The organism is Candidatus Desulfatibia sp. (assembly GCF_036446775.1).
Taxonomy (GTDB): domain Bacteria; phylum Desulfobacterota; class Desulfobacteria; order Desulfobacterales; family UBA11574; genus Desulfatibia_A.
In genome coordinates this window covers 1-17,953 of sequence record NZ_JAZFTO010000033.1, presented here as the reverse complement: position 1 = coordinate 17,953, position 17,953 = coordinate 1, and the positions used below count along the sequence as shown (strand labels likewise).

General features: G+C 50.4%; 21 protein-coding genes. 13 read left to right on the top strand and 8 right to left on the bottom strand.

From position 1 onward, the window contains the following. Positions 1-98 precede the first annotated feature (98 nt). The 6 genes from V3S16_RS01475 to V3S16_RS01450 all read right to left on the bottom strand — a co-directional run bounded on the left by V3S16_RS01475 (position 99) and on the right by V3S16_RS01450 (position 7,466). Entirely contained in the window at positions 99-440 is a 342-nt protein-coding gene (locus V3S16_RS01475; RefSeq protein ID WP_413882901.1) for a hypothetical protein, read from the bottom strand. Positions 441-860: 420 nt separating this feature from the next. After that, positions 861-1,037 (bottom strand): hypothetical protein, encoded by a 177-nt coding sequence (locus tag V3S16_RS01470; RefSeq protein ID WP_413882900.1) that lies wholly within the window; start codon positions 1,035-1,037, stop codon positions 861-863. 18 nt (positions 1,038-1,055) lie between these two features. Beyond that, the gene (locus V3S16_RS01465; RefSeq protein ID WP_413882899.1) at positions 1,056-4,211 is read right to left on the bottom strand and encodes an efflux RND transporter permease subunit; all 3,156 of its coding nucleotides are present in this window, start codon (positions 4,209-4,211) and stop codon (positions 1,056-1,058) included. Further along, positions 4,208-5,380, bottom strand: coding sequence for an efflux RND transporter periplasmic adaptor subunit (locus tag V3S16_RS01460; RefSeq protein ID WP_413882898.1), 1,173 nt, complete (start codon positions 5,378-5,380; stop codon positions 4,208-4,210). The genes V3S16_RS01465 and V3S16_RS01460 overlap by 4 nt, the downstream gene beginning before the upstream one ends. Further along, positions 5,377-6,813: an efflux transporter outer membrane subunit gene (locus V3S16_RS01455; protein ID WP_413882897.1), complete on the bottom strand. Its 1,437-nt coding sequence runs from the start codon at positions 6,811-6,813 to the stop codon at positions 5,377-5,379. The genes V3S16_RS01460 and V3S16_RS01455 overlap by 4 nt, the downstream gene beginning before the upstream one ends. Then, the gene (locus V3S16_RS01450; protein WP_413882896.1) at positions 6,810-7,466 is read right to left on the bottom strand and encodes a CerR family C-terminal domain-containing protein; all 657 of its coding nucleotides are present in this window, start codon (positions 7,464-7,466) and stop codon (positions 6,810-6,812) included. The genes V3S16_RS01455 and V3S16_RS01450 overlap by 4 nt, the downstream gene beginning before the upstream one ends. A gap of 198 nt (positions 7,467-7,664) precedes the next feature. Between V3S16_RS01450 and V3S16_RS01445 the strand changes: the two genes are divergently transcribed. The 5 genes from V3S16_RS01445 (at position 7,665) to V3S16_RS01425 (ending at position 11,083) form a co-directional block, all read left to right on the top strand. Then, complete coding sequence (locus V3S16_RS01445; protein ID WP_413882895.1) at positions 7,665-8,996, top strand: DUF362 domain-containing protein; 1,332 nt, start codon at positions 7,665-7,667, stop codon at positions 8,994-8,996. A 121-nt stretch (positions 8,997-9,117) separates the two neighbouring features. Beyond that, the gene (gene cutA / locus V3S16_RS01440) at positions 9,118-9,480 is read left to right on the top strand and encodes a divalent-cation tolerance protein CutA (RefSeq protein ID WP_413882894.1); all 363 of its coding nucleotides are present in this window, start codon (positions 9,118-9,120) and stop codon (positions 9,478-9,480) included. Between the two features lie 33 nt (positions 9,481-9,513). After that, positions 9,514-9,822 carry a YkgJ family cysteine cluster protein gene (locus V3S16_RS01435; protein WP_413882893.1) on the top strand — a complete coding sequence of 103 codons (309 nt, stop codon included), beginning with the start codon at positions 9,514-9,516 and terminating at the stop codon, positions 9,820-9,822. 168 nt (positions 9,823-9,990) lie between these two features. After that, positions 9,991-10,809, top strand: a complete 819-nt coding sequence (locus V3S16_RS01430; protein ID WP_413882892.1) for a tetratricopeptide repeat protein — start codon at positions 9,991-9,993, stop codon at positions 10,807-10,809. Positions 10,810-10,879: 70 nt separating this feature from the next. Next, positions 10,880-11,083, top strand: a complete 204-nt coding sequence (locus V3S16_RS01425) for an FmdB family zinc ribbon protein (RefSeq protein WP_413882891.1) — start codon at positions 10,880-10,882, stop codon at positions 11,081-11,083. Here the strand turns inward: V3S16_RS01425 and V3S16_RS01420 are convergent. After that, positions 11,052-11,294, bottom strand: a complete 243-nt coding sequence (locus V3S16_RS01420) for a hypothetical protein (protein ID WP_413882902.1) — start codon at positions 11,292-11,294, stop codon at positions 11,052-11,054. The two genes, V3S16_RS01425 and V3S16_RS01420, sit on opposite strands and share 32 nt — an antisense overlap. A gap of 140 nt (positions 11,295-11,434) precedes the next feature. On the opposite strand from V3S16_RS01420, the gene V3S16_RS01415 reads away from it, so the two are divergent. From V3S16_RS01415 to V3S16_RS01405, 3 genes are all read left to right on the top strand, one after another. Then, a complete protein-coding gene (locus tag V3S16_RS01415; RefSeq protein WP_413882890.1) occupies positions 11,435-12,013 on the top strand; it encodes a septal ring lytic transglycosylase RlpA family protein in 579 nt (192 codons plus the stop codon). Between the two features lie 32 nt (positions 12,014-12,045). Next, positions 12,046-12,450, top strand: a complete 405-nt coding sequence (locus V3S16_RS01410; RefSeq protein ID WP_413882889.1) for a tetratricopeptide repeat protein — start codon at positions 12,046-12,048, stop codon at positions 12,448-12,450. Between the two features lie 80 nt (positions 12,451-12,530). After that, a complete protein-coding gene (locus tag V3S16_RS01405; RefSeq protein WP_413882888.1) occupies positions 12,531-12,701 on the top strand; it encodes a hypothetical protein in 171 nt (56 codons plus the stop codon). 15 nt (positions 12,702-12,716) lie between these two features. Here V3S16_RS01405 and V3S16_RS01400 read toward each other — a convergent pair whose 3' ends face one another. Next, on the bottom strand, positions 12,717-13,103 hold the full coding sequence (locus V3S16_RS01400; RefSeq protein WP_413882887.1) for a hypothetical protein: 387 nt from the start codon (positions 13,101-13,103) through the stop codon (positions 12,717-12,719). 313 nt (positions 13,104-13,416) lie between these two features. On the opposite strand from V3S16_RS01400, the gene V3S16_RS01395 reads away from it, so the two are divergent. The 5 genes from V3S16_RS01395 to V3S16_RS01375 form a co-directional block, all read left to right on the top strand. Continuing rightward, positions 13,417-14,283, top strand: coding sequence for a diacylglycerol/lipid kinase family protein (locus tag V3S16_RS01395; protein WP_413882886.1), 867 nt, complete (start codon positions 13,417-13,419; stop codon positions 14,281-14,283). A gap of 18 nt (positions 14,284-14,301) precedes the next feature. Continuing rightward, positions 14,302-15,210, top strand: coding sequence for a cation diffusion facilitator family transporter (locus V3S16_RS01390; protein WP_413882885.1), 909 nt, complete (start codon positions 14,302-14,304; stop codon positions 15,208-15,210). 454 nt (positions 15,211-15,664) lie between these two features. Then, positions 15,665-16,096, top strand: coding sequence for a hydrogenase iron-sulfur subunit (locus V3S16_RS01385; protein ID WP_413882884.1), 432 nt, complete (start codon positions 15,665-15,667; stop codon positions 16,094-16,096). A gap of 1 nt (position 16,097) precedes the next feature. Continuing rightward, positions 16,098-17,045: a 4Fe-4S ferredoxin gene (locus V3S16_RS01380; RefSeq protein WP_413882883.1), complete on the top strand. Its 948-nt coding sequence runs from the start codon at positions 16,098-16,100 to the stop codon at positions 17,043-17,045. Positions 17,046-17,057: 12 nt separating this feature from the next. Then, positions 17,058-17,953 (top strand): 4Fe-4S dicluster domain-containing protein (locus V3S16_RS01375; protein ID WP_413882882.1); only part of this gene is annotated, 896 nt, incomplete at its 3' end.

Below are 17,953 nucleotides of genomic sequence, written 5' to 3'. Positions count from 1 at the left end.
TTGAAAAATACCTTAAAGCCCTGCTGCAGCAGGAAGGAATTCGATTTTAAGCCCTTCTATCTTTTCAAAATGCCTTAAATGCTTGGGGACGTCCTTGACTAATTAGACTTATGTTTGTCTAGCCGATAAAGGATTTTGGTAATTGCAGAAAGAGATACACCCAGATAACGGCCTGTTTCAGCCAGCGAAAGTCTCCATTCTTCATCTAGTTTTTTTCCCAATTGAGATCTGTCCATCGAAACTTTCTGACGCCGACTTCCTGATTTCAACGCTTCGACACTAACACTCTCCTTCTTGCAGATTTTCTCAACATGTTTTGCAACACGGTGCAAACGCTCCTGGACAGAAAACTGCTCTTTTCTCGTCTGATCTGACTGCTTGATAAGCTGTTCAACGAATTCGCCACTGCCCAAAATCCGTTTATCTGACTTCTCACGCACACCAAGCCGACGCACCTTGACCGCTGACCGGATCTGTTGCCCGATAACTTGTGCAACCCAACGCTTTTTAACGGACTCAGATTATTTTTTTAAAAGAGAAAACAAATATTCCCTAGGCATTTTATCAAATATTGAATCGTGCGCTGGATCATATCAGCGGCGGTGTACTAAAATAACCCAACAAATTAAAGTAATTGATAAACAATTAACCCCAAATAATCAAGGTTGAATTTTGTAATGAAAAATGTGGATAAAAAATAAATGTGTTGTTTGATGCTCGATACTGGATACTGGACGCGAGGTGCGTGATGCTGGTTGGAGCGCATCGGAAAACCCGATTCGTGGGGGCGAGCATTGTGGTAAGATGAATTTTAAGGAAAGCAACCAGAGGACCCGTATCCAGCAATACCTTTTCACGCGTCATTTGCCATAGCCTTTTAGGTGTGTTTTGTTGAAAGATAGATCAGATGCGGCATTCACGCAGCCTGCAAGATCATCAGCCATTTCAAGAAATGAGCCGGAAAGGCTTTCTTTTTCACGTGAAAAATAATCAAAGAGTGCTTCCCTTACAATTTTAGATTTGCTGGTATCTTTCATCTCCGACAAACCGGGATTTCAGCTGCGCTCCAATTTAGGGTCCCCGGCGGCCGTGCCGGTTCTGAGTTTTGCAAACAGGTTGTGCATATCTTCTAAAATCATATAGCCGCAGGGAATCAGAATCAGGGTAATGACCGTGGCAAACAGCACCCCGAATCCTAAGCTCACGGCCATGGGAATTAAAAAGCGGGCCTGCCGGCTCTGCTCCAGCAGTATGGGCGAAAGACCGGCAAAGGTGGTTAAAGAGGTCAGGACGATGGCCCGGAACCGCTGGCCGCCGGCCCGGGTGATGGCGTCATGGGCCGTGGCGCCCTCTTGGCGGATGCGGTTGGTGCGGTCAATCAGCACCAGGGAATCGTTAACTACCACTCCTGAAAGTCCCAATATACCGAACAGGCTGATAATGCTGAGATTAAAGCCCATAATCAGATGCCCCAGCACGGCCCCCACTATGCCGAAAGGGATGGCCGCCATCACCACCAGCGGTTGACTGAAGGATTTAAAGGGAACCGCCAGCAGGGCATAGATTAAAAACATAGCCATGATAAACCCCCGGAACAGATCTGCCAGCGATTCTTTTTGTCTTTTGCCCGTCCCTTCGATGGTGTAGCGCAGGCCCGCATACATATTTTTCAGTTGCGGCAGGTAGCGCTTTTCCAGATCCTGCCGGACTTCATTGGCATTTGTAATCTTTTCGTCCACATCGGCCGTCACTTTGATGACGCGCCGGCGCTGGGCCCGCTGGATGGAGGCATACCCTTGCAGCATCTCCACCTGGGCTACCTGGCGGAAGGGAACCTCAAAGCCGTCGGGGGTGCGGATACGCATTTCTTCGAGATGCCCCAGTGATTTGCGCTGATTTTCCGGATAGCGCACCAGCACCTTGACTTCGTCTTTGTCGCGTTGAAACCGGAGGGCTTCGGCCCCGTATAAAGCATGCCGCACCTGGCGAGCCAGGTCCCTTAAGGTCAGGCCGAGAGAGCTGGCCGCCGGTTTCAGTTTAAGCTGCATTTCCTCTTTCCCCGGCAGAAAACTATCGCCGATATCAAATACGCCGGGATATCGTTTGAGTTCGGTTTTTAAATCTTCGGCGGCTGTCAGCAGCAAGTCATGATCGTCAAGGGACAAATGCACTTCAACGGGGTTGCCGGCGCTGTGCAGCTCGCTTTTAAAGCTGATGGACTCGACATCCGGGATCGTTCCGACCCTCCGGCGCCACAGATTGTTGAGCTTCATGGAGCTGATATCCCGTATTTCGCCGTCCAGCAGCTGGATCCAGACCTGGGCCAGGTGTGCACCGCTCTCTCCGGGCCGGCCGTGCCGGCCGAATTGGGCGCCGATCGTTGAAATGCTGTACTCGAGCAGGGGAGGGGCATCTTTCGGGCGGTTGCGGCCGGCCTCGTCCAGGACTTCCAGGGCGGTTTGCTCCAGGTAGGCAACCACCTGGCGGGTGCGCTGTACCGGTGTTCCCGCCGGCATGGTAACCAGGCACTCCAGTACGTCGCCTTCCACCCGGGGAAAGAAAGTATATTTAATCCACCCGGCCTGCCATATCCCTACGGTCAGCAGCAGAATGGCAATCCCCAGGGCCACGGTTGCATATCGCCAGCGGATGCAAAAATCGACCAGACGCGCGTAGGGTTTTTTAATGATCCATCGCAGAGCACGCGCCGGCGCTTTCTCACGCATGGTTCCGGCTGCCAGGGATATTGCCGCCTTGCTGTGCGCCAGATGGGCCGGCAGAATAAAGAGGGCTTCCACCAGGGAACCAGCTAATACCAGCATGACCACAACGGGGATGTTACGCATTAATTTGCCCATGGTGCCGCCGGCCAGCATCAGAGGCCAGAAGGCGACTATAGTGGTCAGAACGGAGAAAATTACCGGCCGGCCCACCTCAAGGGCGCCCTCCACGGCGGCTTTCAAAGGCGGCAGCCCTTGTTCCTGGAGGCGGAAAATATTCTCTCCGATGATAATGGCGTCGTCTACAACGATGCCCAGCACCATAATAAAGGCGAACAAAGAGATCATGTTGATGGATACATCCATCTGGGGCAGAAACATCATACCGGCCGCAAAGCTGATGGGGATTCCCAGAGTGACCCAGAAAGCCAGGCGCAGATTCATTACCAGCCACAGGAGAATACCGACCAGCAAAAGGCCTATGGCCATGTTCTTTACGAGCAGTTCGATACGGCTGCGCAAGATTTTGGATCTGTCCCTAAAATAGGAGGCCTCGATCCCTTGAGGCAGGCTCGGTCGCATTTCGTTAAGGTAAGCTTTCACCGTAGCGGCCACCTTCAAGGCGCTTTGATCCGCCACCCGGTAGACATTGATGATTGCGGCCGGTTTACCCTGAAAGCGGGTAAACAGGTCCACGTCTTGGAAACCGTCGCTGATATGCGCTAATTGTCCCAGGGTTACCAGGCTGCCGTCGGTGCGTGTAATTACGGCGATGTCTCTGAAATCCGGGGCAAAATACCGGCGCCCCTTGGTCCGCACCAGAATTTCACCCTCGGAGGTTTTAACACTGCCCGCCGGAAGATCAATACTCTCTCTGGCGACGGCTTGCGCCACGCGTTCCAGAGTCAGGCCGAAGCGGCGCAGGGTTTCTTCGGAAATTTCAATATGGATTTCACTGCTTCGAACCGCGGAGAGTTCGGCCAGAGTAATTCCCGGCAGGTTGGTAAGATCATCCTTGAGTTTTTCGGCTAAGTGCTTGATGGTCGCTTCCGGCGCATTTCCGTAAATCGCCAGGTTGATCACCTGGATCCGGCGTGTTATTTCGCGGGTTACCGGTTTTTCGGCTTCTTCCGGCAAGGTTGTAATGCGGTCGACTTCCGCCTTGACCTCATCCAGCAGCTTCTTTATGTCCCAGCCCTTCATGACCTCAATTACTACGCTGGCGTAGCCTTCACGGGCCGTGGAATCGATACGTTTGATGCCGGCCAGCCCGGCGATTTTTTCTTCGATACGGCGCACCACAGCCTCTTCAACCTCGGCCGGAGAAGCTCCGGCATAGACTGTGGTAATGCTGATCCTGTCCAGTGAAGTTTCGGGAAAGACCTCAAGTTTCAAGGTCAGGGCGGTAACAATGCCGGCCAGCAGCAAAAATATCATCAACAGGTTGGCGGCAACGTAATTCTCCGCAAACCAGGTAATTGCGCCTCTCATGATCCGCCGCCCCCGTCGGCCGAAACACGGCGGACTTTCATGCCGCTGGTTACCGCCTTGATAGATGAGATTACTACCTTTTCTCCGGATGCCAGACCACTTTCTATAACAACTCCCCGGGTAGAGAAAAGAGCGACAACCACCCGGCGGAATTCAAGCCGGCCGTTGGCATCGACCACCCAAACCGTTCCATCCGGGCGCAGTGCCGATCTGGGGATAACGGCGGCGTTTTCGATTACGCGACCTTTAATCTTGACGGTGGCGAACAGACCGGCCGCCAGCGGCGGTTTGACGGCATAGGGCTGTTCAACTCTGACGACCACGTTGATCATGCGGGTATGTTCATCCAGTTTTCCTTGAACGCGGACCACTTGCCCGGGCCAGGACAATTCACGCCCGGCTACCTGCGCCTGTACCTCGGCCTCAGAACCGTCCGTAGCCTGTGGTGTAAATCCGGGTACCTGAAACCAGAACAGTTTCCGATCTTCCATGGGTACGACAATTTCGGCGGCGGCAGTGTCGTATAAAACCGCCAGCATCTGTCCGGGAGTGACGTATTGACCGATATCAGCTGATTTATCACTTACCCGCCCGTCAAAAGGGGCTGTCAGGTGTGTGCGTGCCAGTTGCAGCTGTGCTTTCTTCAACTCGGCATGATCAGCGTCTAACTTGGCCTGAGCGGCGGCCAGCTGTGGTTCTTTGGCGACCAGCGGCGGCGGATCGCTGCCGGCACGCAGCTGCATCCACTCCTGCCGGGCCACGGCAGATTCCTCTATAGCCAGACGGTGCTTGCTCTCCGAATCTTTTACGCGTGCCCGGGCCAGGGTGACGGCAATTTGATAATCAGCCGGGTCGATGCGCAAAAGCAGATCGCCTTTGTTAAAAGCACCGCCGTTGACCAGGGCGGAAGAAACATGGACGATCTTTCCGCTGACCTGGGAGACCAGACGAATCTCCCTGATGGGCCGCACGGTTCCCTGTCCGGTAATAGTCACCGGGTGCGGCGCTGTTTTGACCGTAATAACCCGGGCCAGCGGGGTGGGGACGGGGGGCCTTTTCTTTTGCAGATCGGGTTTACTGGCAATCAGCGTTTTCAGACCCACTACTCCTGAAAGAATCAGGATCGCGGCAATAGAAAAGTGCAAGATTCTATTTTTCGTTTTTGTCATGGCGTAGGCTTGTCCGTATGCGCCCATCCTCCGCCTAAAGAGCGGTGCAGGGCAACCCGATTGTTTAGAATTGAATAATCAACTAAAATTAAGTTTTCTTCAGCGTTAAACTCGACGCGCTGGGCATCCAAAAAGGATAAATAATCCAGCAGACCGCGGCGGTAGCGGTTCTGGGCTACCTGCCGGGTGGCACGGGCCTCATCCAGAAAGTTAAGTACGCGCCGGCGCCTTTGCAACTGTTGGCGGCGTGTTAAAAGCGCTTCTTCCACTTCAGCAAAGGCGTTAAGCACGGATTTGGCATAATCCGTCAGCCCCTGGGCGTAACGGGCTTGGGCCGCCTTCTGTCCGGCTTTGAGTTTGCCGGCGTCAAACAGCGGCTGAACAGCTCCCAGGGCCAGGTTCCAAAGCTCGCTTTTGGGATTGAAAAGATCGTCGAGCTGCGCACTGGAATATCCGAAACTGCCGGTCAGAGTAATACGGGGGAAACGGCTGGCCTTAGCCACCCCGACAAGGGCGTTTAAGGCCTTCAGTTGGGATTCGGCGGCCCTGATATCGGGTCGGCGCAGCAGAAGGTCCGACGGCAGCCCCGGCGGCACCGGTGCCAGGTTTTTAAAGTAATCTTCGGGCTGGTTGCGCGGCGGCCGGGTGCGGGGATAGCGCCCCAAAAGCACGGACATTTTTTGCTGGACAATTCCCAGGGTCTGGTGCAGAGCCGGCCGGCCGGATTCGGCCTGGGCTAACAGCCGGCGGGCCTGCCGGACATCCAGGACCGGCGACAGGCCGCGGGTGTAACGTGCTTCTACTACCTCTAGATTTTTATTAAAATTTTCAATGGTTTTCTGCAAAAGTTGAAGGCGCCGTTCCAAGGATTCCATCTGCAAGTAAAGGCTGATGGTTTCGACAACGACCGTCTGGGCCACGATGCGACGATTTTCCTGAGCGTAAAGCAGATCCGCGCGCGCGGCTTCTTCAGCCCGGGCCAGCCGTCCCCATAGATCCCATTCGAAGGTGGCGGGCAGTGACAGGGCATAGCTGTCGGTGGTTTGCCGGTAGCTGGTGCCGGTCAGGGAGCTGGTGATGGTCTGGCTCTGTCGTTTACGCCGGGCTTCAAGGCCGAGTTCGGGGAAACGTTCAGCCCGGGTTTGAACGAACTGGGACCGGATTTCCAGAATCCGGGCGGCGGCTTTTTGAATATCAAGATTGTTTTTGAGTACTTGGTTCACGAGCCGGTCGATTTCAGGATCACCAAACACCTGCCACCAGAGGTCCTGCGGATAGGTCAGTTCAAGGGTTGTCTCAGGGGCATGCTGAAAGGTATCCGGAACCTGAACACCGGGATCGGGTCGCTGATAATTCGGCCCGAGCCGCATGCAGGCGCTGATTACCAGCAATGCTGCAACGCAAATAAAAAGAGAGAATGTCCGGCGGTTCATGGTTGCTGCTCCTGTATGTTCATCCCGCCCAGCCCTTTGAGTGAAAATTCGGTAATATGCTCAACCAGCCGGGCTTTGAAGGCCGCATCGTATGTGCGGCCGGTCAGCCGGGAAACCGCCTCCCGGGAAAAGTTAAAATGAATCACCATGGCAATGATGCTCATGATGCTGAGCAGCAGGCGATCATCACCAATTGTTTCAGGCAAATGGGGGCGCAATAGATTCCGCAGTTTCATAAAAAAGGGCTGCATTACTTTCTCGGCCAGCAAATCCAGCGCACCGGTGGGATTGGCCAGTTCCCGGTACATGAGCTGGGAGTGGCAGCGGCGCTCTTCATCGGTCAAGGGCCCTTCCAGAAAGGCCTGGGCCAGGGCGCCGACCACATCATCCAGAAAAGGAGGGTCCAGGCCTTGGAGCGCTGCTTCGAAGCTGTGGCGGATGCGCCGGGCACGGGGTATCCAGCGGGACCGGAAAACCTCCAGGTATAGGTTCATTTTGCCGCCGAAATGGTAATTCACCGCCGCCAGGTTGCACTTGGCCGCTTTAGTGATTTCACGGACACTGACGGCGTGGAAGCCTTTCTCGGCAAACAGCAGCTCTGCATTTTTAAGCAGCCTTAGACGCGTTGTATTATCGATGGGTTTTTCCGTCATCGGGCACCTCTACCAGCATTTTTCATGCAAAATTCAATGAAACGTTTGTATCAAACGAACGTTTGAATAGCAAGAATTTTTTTTGCATTTTTTATCAAAAACATTTACAGAGTAATAATATAAAGGGTAACAGATAACCAACACTGAGCAACCCATAACCCGTAACGCGTAAATCGCAACCCGAAGTGTAACGAGGCCATGAGCAAATCAATAGTATCCATCGTACGCTATGAAAAGCCGCGGGAATCGGTCAGACAGGCGGTTGATCTCTGCCGCGGACTGGATCATATGCCGGCAGGCGCCAGGGTATTCATCAAACCTAATATCGTATTTTGGACCCGGGCGGTCAACTTTCCCAAGTGGGGCGTAATCACCACCTCCCGCGTGGTTGAAGACATGGTCGTCCTTTTAAAGGAGCGCGGTATCGATGATATTACCATCGGAGAAGGAACCGTTCTGGCGAACCCCAAGGACCAAGAGACGCCGGCGCACGCCTTTAAAACCCTGGGATACGGGGTGTTAAAAAACCGCTACGGGGTCAAGGCCGTCAATGTTTTTCAGCGATCCTTTGAAAAGGTCGACCTGGGCGCAGGCGTGGAGCTCAAGTTTAACACCGATATCCTGAATGCCGATTTTGTGGTTAACCTTCCGGTTTTGAAAACCCACGCCATGACCGTCGTCAGCCTGGGGATCAAGAATTTAAAAGGAACGACCGACATTGCTTCACGCAAGAAATGCCACAATACCGACCCCCAAAAGGACCTGCATTTCATGATCGCCAGGCTGGCCGACCAGATGCCGCCGATGCTGACGCTGTTGGACGGCATCTATACCAATGAGCGTGGTCCCAATATCGATGGGCGCATGCGCCGGAGCAACCTTCTGGTGGCATCGGCGGATGTGCTTTCCGCCGATCTGGTCGGTGCCAGAGTTCTGGGCTACGAACCATCGGAAGTTCCCTATCTTGTGCATGCAGCCAAAAACCGGGGGCGGCCGTTTGACCTTTCCGACATCGAGGTGGCCGGCGAACCGATTGAGGCCGTGGCTGCTTTGCACAAATACGATTTTCCATACAACCAGGATAACACCCTGCCCTTGCCGCTGGAGAAGATGGGCATCAAGGGGCTTTCCTGTCCCAAATATGATCTCAGCCTGTGCACCTATTGTGCCGGCCTCACCGGAGTCGTCCTCTCGGCTATTGCCATGGCCTGGAAGGGTGAGCCGTGGGACGATGTAGAGGTGCTTACCGGCAAAATTATGACGCCGGCACCAGACCGCAAAAAGACCATTTTACTGGGCAAATGCATGTACCAGGCCAACAAAAAGCATCCGGACATGCAACAGATGTTCGCCGTTAAAGGGTGCCCCCCCAAGCCCGGGGATGTTGTCAAGGCCCTCCATCAGGCCGGTATCATGGTTGATGCCAATATCTTTGAAAGTATCGATCACATGCCGGGTCTGTTCTTAAGCCGTTACGAAGGCAGACCCGAGTTTGAGGAAGAATTTTTTCAGATAAAAACGAGTGAATAGTGAACAGGGATCAGGGGTCGGGTGTCAGGGGTCAGAGGTCAGAAGTCGAGGGTCAGAGGTCGGAGGTCAGAAGTCGGAGGTCAGAGGTCAAGGGTCAAAGGCATAATAATATTAGAGGAATTTGATCAATCGGAACATATTTGTAAAAACCGTTAGCGAAGGGAGTAACATGGAAATTTATATGATTTACATTACTGTAAGCAGCAAGGATGAGGCCCGCACCATCGGTCGAGAACTGGTGCAGTCGAAATTGGCAGCCTGCGCCAACATCTTCGACAATATGAACTCCTTTTATTTTTGGGACGGGAAACTGCAGGACGACAACGAAGCGGTCCTGATCGCTAAAACCACCAAAGAGCGAGTGCCGCAACTGATGGACAAAGTCAAATCGCTGCACAGTTACGAATGCCCATGCATCGTCACTCTGCCCGTGACCGACGGCAACCCGGCTTTTCTGGACTGGGTAGTTGCTGAAGTCAAATAGGTTTCCATCCATAAATTGAAAGTGGTAGAGCCAATGAATTTTGACTGTCTGAGATGCGGCAGATGCTGCAAAGAAATCGGGATTCCCTGGTCGGAATTAGATCATAATCATGCTGCTGATTGTCTGAGAATGGAAAACGATGTTTTTCTTGAGGCATACGGCTTTATCGTCAATGAACATTCCGGAGAAATCGAGCACCCGGAACCTGGCGTCACCCCTTGCCCGTTCCTGAAATATAACCAAGAAAATGCCGTATGTAAGATTTATCCGGTAAGACCCTGGATTTGCAAAGGCTACCCCGGTCCGGGAATTTCATGTAGAGCAGGGCTGAAAAGGTCTTAATGGGCCAATTTCCTACCCGACATCAATCAGCTTTCCTTTTAGAAGCTGTCCATTTAGAAAATAGCATTGAAAACATTAAATTCGATGATTACATTGTCATAAAGCCGATATTAAGGCATGATTAACATGAACACCAGTACGGGCCGGGTAGCCCGAGGAGACAAAGCCGTGAAGAAAACAATTGTTTTTGCTATAATATATTTGTTTCTGGCCGCTGCCGTCGCCACAGGCCAGGATGCCATGGAGTTCTACAATCGCGGGCTTAAGAGCTCTCTGTCATACAAAAAGGTCGAGTATTTTACCAAAGCGCTCCAAATCGACCCTAACCTGGCGGAAGCCTACGAGCAACGCGCAATCCACTATTATTTTCAGGAACGTTTCGTTCGTGCCATCGAGGACTTCTCCAGGGTTATTGAACTGAAGCCTTACCATGCCGATGCGTATCGGATGAGGGGTATGGCTTACCTTAAAAAGGCGCACGGTGAGGGTATGATGGCGGAAATCAAGCGCCTGGTGCATCGATACCGCCAACCGGGGGTGCCGGAAAACAGGAATGCGCTGGTAAAAGCGATCGACAATTTCAGCCGCGCCATTAAAATGGACCCACAGATGGCCAATGCTTACAGTTATCGCGCAGAAGCATATCGTCTCCACGGCAATACCGATCAAGCCGTCCTCGACGCCACTAGGGCGCTTGAGTTGCAGGGAGACCATAAAAGCACCGCTCACGCCTATAATGTCCTGGCTCTAACCTACCGCCAGTTGGGCCAAAATGAGTTATATGAGGCTGCTTATAGCAAACTTGTCGAACTGGACCCCTATTTCCCGGATTATCCGCCACTAAACGTCCCCCTTATCTCAACAGGCTATACCTCAAATACCGATAGCCTCAAAATCGTCAGGCTCTTTGGGCTTATCGGTATAATCGTTATTAGTTTTGCATTCATATTCAGGCTGGGTTTGCGGGCTCCCAAGAAAAAAGATTAGCCTGGATATTTCATAATCCTTGACTTGGACAAAATAGAATATATTATATAAATTTTTTGCGGAGGAACCCATGCCGATTTACGAATATCAATGTAAAGCCTGTTGTCACTGCTTTGAAGTGCTCCTGCTGTCTGCCGGTGACCCGTCTCCACAATGTCCCGAATGCCGATGTGCAGATGTGGAAAAACTCATGTCTGCCGCCTGCATAAGATCCCGGGGAATACCTACCGGCTCGGGAGGTTTTAAAGAGCCGCCCTGTAAGCCTTCCGGCTGATCGGTTTGATGGAATCCCCCAGTTGGGGGAATTGAACCTTTACGCTAAACCTGCCGTCAATTACGGTGATGCCGCCGTATCCGGGTCCCGGCACGATGAAATTTTTAAAAATCTTGTGTCCACGTTTGACACCGCCGACCAGCCGCAACAGGCTGAAACCATGATTGACCATCTCATCGACGAAATAATTTTCAGCACTGTTTAAAGACAACGCATTGTACCCAGGGCATTCAATATTTTTTATTATTATGCTATAATAACAATATGCTTGGGAATAAACGAAAAATATCACACGGTTTTTTCGGAACCCTATTGGCAATTGCTTGTCTTTATCTCTCCTCCTGCAGCGTTGTGAAAACCACCTACAAAGTCACGAAGGTGACGGTAAAAACAGCTTACAAGGTGACAAAATTCGCCGGGGAAACAGTATATACGATCGGCAAATACACTTTCAAGGTAGTCAAGGCGCCGTTGGCATGGCCCTTGATACGGGGAGATCTCGAATCCATTGACGATTTACCTCCAAAAGATGCGATTCAACAGGGGCGTGTCAAGATGGCTCCGTATGTGGTCAGGGGAAGGCGATATGTGCCCATGAGCGTTGCAGAGGCAAAAACCTATCGACAAAAAGGTATTGCGTCTTGGTACGGGTATGAAACCTATCGACAAAAGGGCGGGCATATGACGGCAAACGGTGAAGCATTTGATCCCGGCGGCCTGAATGCGGCTCACAAATACTTGCCCCTTCCGACCTTCGTGCGGGTGACGAATCTGGAAAACAACCGTAGAACCATCTTACGGGTCAACGATCGCGGGCCGTTTGTCGAAGGCCGAATCATTGATCTGAGTGCCGGTGCTGCCAAAAAACTGGGTTTTTATAAAAAAGGAACCGCAAGAGTACTGGTGGAAGCGGTTAGCCTTGAAGGGTGACACCCTTTTCAAAGGTCTCAAGGTGTCATGAATTGAAAAAAATCATAGCTACTTTAAATCTCTTTTTGTTCGCCGCCTGTCTATTGTTTCCAGGCACGTCATTGGGCCGCGAAAATTGGTTTGATCTTGGCATTTTCGAACTAAAGTCTCGGCGTTACCAGGCAGCCATAGAAGCATTTTCCAAAGCCATTGAAATAAACCCGCACGATGACATGGCTTACAACCAGCGCGGAATTGCCTGGTCCCAAAAGGGCGATTATGACCGGGCTGTTGCAGATTATACCAAAGCCATCGACATAAACCCACGTTATACCAATGCTTACAACCACCGCGGAATTGCCTGGACCCAAAAGGGTGATTATGTCCGTGCTATTGAGGATTATGGAAATCCCGTATTTAACTCTTACGCTTATATTCAGAGAAAAAAAGGCGGCTGAAAGACAAGCTGTCAAACTGCAAGAAATCGGTCTGAAGGCAAGCGTCGTTCAACGATAAGTTTATCGGATGGGTGGATGATATGGCTGAAGTTCAGCAGGTTCATAAGAGTATGTTAGAGGCAATCGGCACGATACAGAATTTTATTAAAGAGGTTACCGGGCAGGAGGCTACTCAAGATGAAATTGCCCAAGCCTTGACCCGTTATTTTGTCCTGAATGAGATTAAGGAATTTATTGAGCTTCAGCGTTGATGGCGTCGTAAATAGTCACGAATTCATCAATTCTAATTTGCCCATAAGTATTTCGAATTCGGATTCCGGGATCTGTTGCCAAGGACTGGTGGGGACAAATTGAAGGGTAGACTTAACATTGGGGGCAAAGACTTTACCGGCGGTAATCTTAGGTGCTGTCAACCGAAATTTGAATTCGCTGCCAAAATCCAGAATCAGATCCAGGTCATCGTTTTCTTCTGAAAGTTCCACCACCAGCGCATTACGCACCAGGCCGCTTCCTTTTAGCTGCTGTTTCCCGCCTTTGCCGGTGTAGACCGTGATGACGGTCTTCTCCAAGGCTACGGCGGTATCGTCCTCAGCTATCAAAAAGGCCTGCTCTGCCAGATACGAGGCGTTTTCAAAGGGGATCCAGTTACTCATGATGCTATGCTTTTAAAGATTTATCAAGGATTGACTTACATTTATAACGATCAAAGGTCAAGTATTGTCCTATCCCGAGCAGGCCAAAGTCATTCTTGTGTATAATATATTGAAACTACTTTGTAACATGAAGAACTCATATAGCTTAATTAGAGCTATTTTTTTTTGCTTGTCAAGCCTCTTTAAATTAGATTATAATATTAACAGGTTATATGCCTTGATGGCGTTAGCGCTCAATTAGGCGATATCCTCCAACAAATAACTTTCAATTGAGCATATCGATCAATTGGGTAATAGTTTGTCAGGCTTTTTAATGCGCTATGCGATTATTACCAACCCTGCTTCCGGCAGGATGACCGTCGACCGGAAGCGCTCTGAGCTGGCTAAAGCCGCACAGATTCTGGATGCCCAAATACACGGGCTGGATACCGGCTCAACTCAGGAGCTTGTTCAATGCGCTCAGGAACTTGCCGCCCGTTACGACATACTTGTCGCTGCCGGTGGCGACGGAACCTTTTCCGACATTATCAATGCTATCGATCCGGCTCAAACACCGGTTGCTTACCTCCCTCTGGGTACCGGTAACGCCATGCGCTATGCCCTTAAATACAAAGGCGACCTGATCGATATTGCCATGCGCATTAGAGACGGCCGGATCCATAATTACGACCTGATCAACTGTGATGATAAAAAGCGCGCTTTTACAGTATCGGTAGGCTTTGAAGGTACGGTCATAAGGCTTCGTGACCGCTATGTCGCCCAAGGCGCCGCCGGTTTCAAAACCTATCTTAAAGCCGTGCTGAACTCGTATTTAAAAGAATACAAACATGCCGGTGCCAGGATTACCATAGATGGCGAGGTATTCGAGATAAAGAATCTGCTGAGCCTGATGATAGTCAAGCACCCCTACTATGGTTATGGCATGAACGTTGTGCCAGGAGCCCGGTTCGATGACCGTCGCATGCATATCTGCTGCCTCGATTCCGGGCCGTTTAAATCTCTTATTGGCGGGATAACCGCGTTCACTATCGGCAATCGTATCGGCCAATATTATACTGGTAGCCGGCTGACAGTAAAGTTGGACCGGCCTTTGGCCCTGCAATATAACGGTAATTCAGGTTGGGAAGCAGACGCTTTTACCTTCAAGGTTCTTCCCGGTGCGTTGAAGATCAAATGTTAGATAAGGAGATACCCGAATATGTCACATGGAGCTGATTCTGTTAAAAGTATATTTTTTGCTTTGGGCGCCAACGCGGTCATAGCCGTATCAAAGCTGGCTGCTGCTGCAATTACCGGCTCCGGCTCCATGAGGGCTGAATCTGTTCATTCACTGGCGGACTGCGGTAACCAGCTGCTCTTGCTGCTGGGTATCAAGCACGCCAAACGCCCCCCGTCACCGGATTATCCGCTGGGTTTCGGCAAGGCCATTTACTTCTGGTCCTTTATCGTTGCGTTGATGCTGTTCAGTATGGGTAGTTTGTATTCCATTTATGAAGGCATCCATAAATTGCGTAATCCTCAACTGCTAAGCTACCCCTATGTGGCCGTGGGCGTATTGTTGTTTTCCATCATCGCGGAAAGTGTCTCCATGTGGGGCTGCTTGCGGGAAGTCAACAAGGAACGGCGAGGCCGAAGTTTGATGCGATGGTTCCGGGAAACCCGCCAGAGCGAGCTGCTGGTTGTTTTCGGTGAAGATCTGGCGGCACTTTTGGGTTTGGGCTTCGCAATGATCGCAGTTGTCCTCACCATGATAACCGGCAACCCCTTATATGATGCCTTGGGCAGTATTGTTATCGGGGTTCTGCTGCTTGTGATTGCATTAATGATCGGAATAGAAGTGCAGGCTCTGTTGATCGGCCAGAGTGTCGAACCGGAACAGAGAGCTCAAATGCTCGAATTTTTGCAAAAGCGCAAGGAAATCGATCAGGTCTTCAACCTGCTGACACTGCAATTGGGAAAGGACGTGATGGTGGCGATTAAGGCTAAAATGGCGGCCATGGACTCCGCCGAGGCCCTTGTAAAAGCAATCAACCGCTGTGAAGCAGATCTAAAACAGGCCTTTCCTCAAATATTATGGCTTTTTTTTGAACCCGATTTAGAGGATTAGTTCCTAACCCGGATAAACCGGCCTCCGGCTCGTAGAGCCTACGCCTCGGAGAGAAAGAATAGCCACAAAGGCACCAAGACACAAAGAATAACTGTTTATTATAATTTAACTTGGTGTCTTGGTGGCGAAAATATTTTGTTAGATAAATCCTTCGCAAATATGATGCGATTTTGATAGATAGGTACTAAATAATAGTTTAAATACCAATGTCGACAAATCTGCCCCCTGAGTATTTTGAAGCCGAAAGGCGCTATCGTGCCGCTAAAACGCCTGCGGAGAAAATCGCCTGTATCGAAGAACTGATCACATTCTTTTAATTGTAGATTTGCAGACGGATCCCGTTCAGCATCGATAAAGTCGCAATTTCCTGATTGACATTCGATACGATTCGTCATAATGCAACATTTCATAAAACCGCATAGCTATTTTATCTTAAAGGAGAATCAATAAAAAGATGACAGATTGGGAACCAAAAATCATAGCCTTTTTGTGCAACTGGTGCAGCTATGGCGCCGCTGATCTTGCGGGCATCAACAGGATGCAATATGCGCCGAATATCCGGGTGATAAGAATCCCCTGCACCGGCAGAATGAGCCCCACGCTTGCTCTGGCCGCCATACGGGAGGGTGCTGACGGCGTCTGGATATCCGGGTGACATCCCGGAGAATGTCATTACCTGGAAGGTAATTACTATTTTCGCCGGAAGTTTTTGCTGTTTCAAAACCTTATGGATTACATGGGTGTTGAGCGCAGTCGTCTTCATTTTTCCTGGATATCTTCTTCCGAAGCGACCAAGTTCGTAGATGTAGTCAAAGAGGTTACAGCCGCCGTTAAAGCTTTAGGGCCCAATCGGAACTTTGCAAAAACTATGGCCAAGGTTGCCTGATATGCTAAGTTATATTAATAATATAAGGGAAATATCAGAACGGATTTTAAAAGAAGGGCTTGTCGATATGGTAATCGGTTTCCAGCAGGGAACCGTACCCATGATGAATGAGCCCTGTATAATAAAACATGCTGGCGATGTAAATCGATTGGTTTGGGACAGCAATTGCGGAATTAACCTGGCGAGTTACCTTACCAATCGAAAAGAAAAAATCGGTGTGATAGCCAAAGGGTGTGATGCGCGCAATATTATTGTCCACATCACCGAAAACAAGATTACAAGGGACCAGCTTTATATTATCGGCGTTCCCTGTAAAGGGATGATTGACCGGCATAAAATTTCTTTACTATTTGCAAAAGAAATCACTGAAGTGGTTGAAAATGATGGTGATATCATCGCAAAAGGTCCGGGTGCCGAAAAAATATTTGCCAGGCCTGATGTTATGCAACCGAACTGCGTTGTATGCATCCACCGTAACCCCGTGGTTTATGATGAGCTTGCGGCCGAGCCCGTTGAAGAGCAAAAAGATGTGGATCGATATGAAGATGTCCGCCGGATCGAAGCCATGGCTCCGGCCGAAAAATGGAAATTTTTTGAAGATCTTTTAGCGCTCTGTATACGTTGTTATGCCTGCCGAAATGTATGCCCCCTTTGCTATTGTCCCACCTGTTTTGTGGATAATTCCAGCCCCCAGTGGTTAGGGAAAAGCCAGGATCCCGTCGATGTTCGCACCTTCCATTTCCTGCGGGCTTTTCACTGCGCCGGCAGATGCACGGACTGCGGGGCCTGTGAGCGAGCCTGTCCGGTGGGGATTAACATGCGGTTATTAACCAAGAAGCTTGAAAAAGACTGCCTGGAAAAATTTGGATGGACGCCGGGGCTTTCCGTGGAACAGCGCCGGCCCCTGGATACTTACAGACCCGATGATCCGGATGATTTTATAAAATAAAAGGCCAATGCAATGAAAGCTGTGAAAATCGCTAAGAAAGACTGGGCCCCGGGGCTGGATAAATTGTTTGTAAATTACCGCTTATTCGGACCGGTAAAGGGCGATCAGTTTCATCATTTTAAAGCGCTCAACAAAGGTGAACTTCCGGATTTTAATTTCTTAAATACACCTTTATCTCCGAAATCGATTATCTATCCCCAGTCCGAGCTGATGTTTAAATACACTCTGGATGAGAAGCAAAAAGATCATCATAGCATGCAAGAGATAGACAAGGATTATTCGCCCCGGGCCGTTATCGGGATAAGACCGTGCGATGCAGCCTCTTTTCTGCTTGTGAGAAAAAACTTTGATACACCCGCATATAAAGATCCATACTGGATACGATCTTATGAAGCAACCACCTTTGTAGGACTGGCCTGCAGTGACCCCGGCAGTACCTGCTTTTGCACCTCGGCCGGTTGCGGTCCTTTTCATGCCGACGGCCTTGATGTGCTCCTGGTAGACACCGGGGATCATTTTTTAGCCAAAACCATTACTTCCAAGGGGGGAGACTTTTTAAAAGCCGCCGGCTGGGCCGCCGAAGGTGACGTTCGGCAAATTGCCGATCTGAAGAAAGCAGCGGAATCAAAAATCAGCACGGCCGTCAGCACTGACAAGTTAAAGAGTAAAATAACCACCGAACTTTATGAAGGGCCGTTTTGGGAAGAGGTCGCTTTTGCCTGTATTAACTGCGGAATCTGTACCTACGTTTGTCCCACATGCTGGTGTTTTGATATTCAGGATGAAACTTACAGGCATTCCGGAGTTCGAATGCGGAACTGGGATAGCTGTATGTATCCGCTATTTACATTGCACGCCTCCGGGCATAATCCCAGAGGTACCAAACTTCACAGAGTCAGACAGCGGTT

Excerpts from the sequence above, each read along its gene's own strand:
- V3S16_RS01470 (WP_413882900.1), bottom strand. The coding sequence starts at position 1,037 with ATGAAAGATACCAGCAAATCTAAAATTGTAAGGGAAGCACTCTTTGAT.
- V3S16_RS01460 (WP_413882898.1), bottom strand. The coding sequence starts at position 5,380 with ATGACAAAAACGAAAAATAGAATCTTGCACTTTTCTATTGCCGCGATC.
- V3S16_RS01465 (WP_413882899.1), bottom strand. The coding sequence starts at position 4,211 with ATGAGAGGCGCAATTACCTGGTTTGCGGAGAATTACGTTGCCGCCAAC.
- V3S16_RS01425 (WP_413882891.1), top strand. The coding sequence starts at position 10,880 with ATGCCGATTTACGAATATCAATGTAAAGCCTGTTGTCACTGCTTTGAA.
- V3S16_RS01435 (WP_413882893.1), top strand. The coding sequence starts at position 9,514 with ATGAATTTTGACTGTCTGAGATGCGGCAGATGCTGCAAAGAAATCGGG.
- V3S16_RS01390 (WP_413882885.1), top strand. The coding sequence starts at position 14,302 with ATGTCACATGGAGCTGATTCTGTTAAAAGTATATTTTTTGCTTTGGGC.
- V3S16_RS01455 (WP_413882897.1), bottom strand. The coding sequence starts at position 6,813 with ATGAACCGCCGGACATTCTCTCTTTTTATTTGCGTTGCAGCATTGCTG.
- V3S16_RS01400 (WP_413882887.1), bottom strand. The coding sequence starts at position 13,103 with ATGAGTAACTGGATCCCCTTTGAAAACGCCTCGTATCTGGCAGAGCAG.
- V3S16_RS01450 (WP_413882896.1), bottom strand. The coding sequence starts at position 7,466 with ATGACGGAAAAACCCATCGATAATACAACGCGTCTAAGGCTGCTTAAA.
- V3S16_RS01380 (WP_413882883.1), top strand. The coding sequence starts at position 16,098 with ATGCTAAGTTATATTAATAATATAAGGGAAATATCAGAACGGATTTTA.
- V3S16_RS01405 (WP_413882888.1), top strand. The coding sequence starts at position 12,531 with ATGGCTGAAGTTCAGCAGGTTCATAAGAGTATGTTAGAGGCAATCGGC.
- V3S16_RS01395 (WP_413882886.1), top strand. The coding sequence starts at position 13,417 with ATGCGCTATGCGATTATTACCAACCCTGCTTCCGGCAGGATGACCGTC.
- V3S16_RS01445 (WP_413882895.1), top strand. The coding sequence starts at position 7,665 with ATGAGCAAATCAATAGTATCCATCGTACGCTATGAAAAGCCGCGGGAA.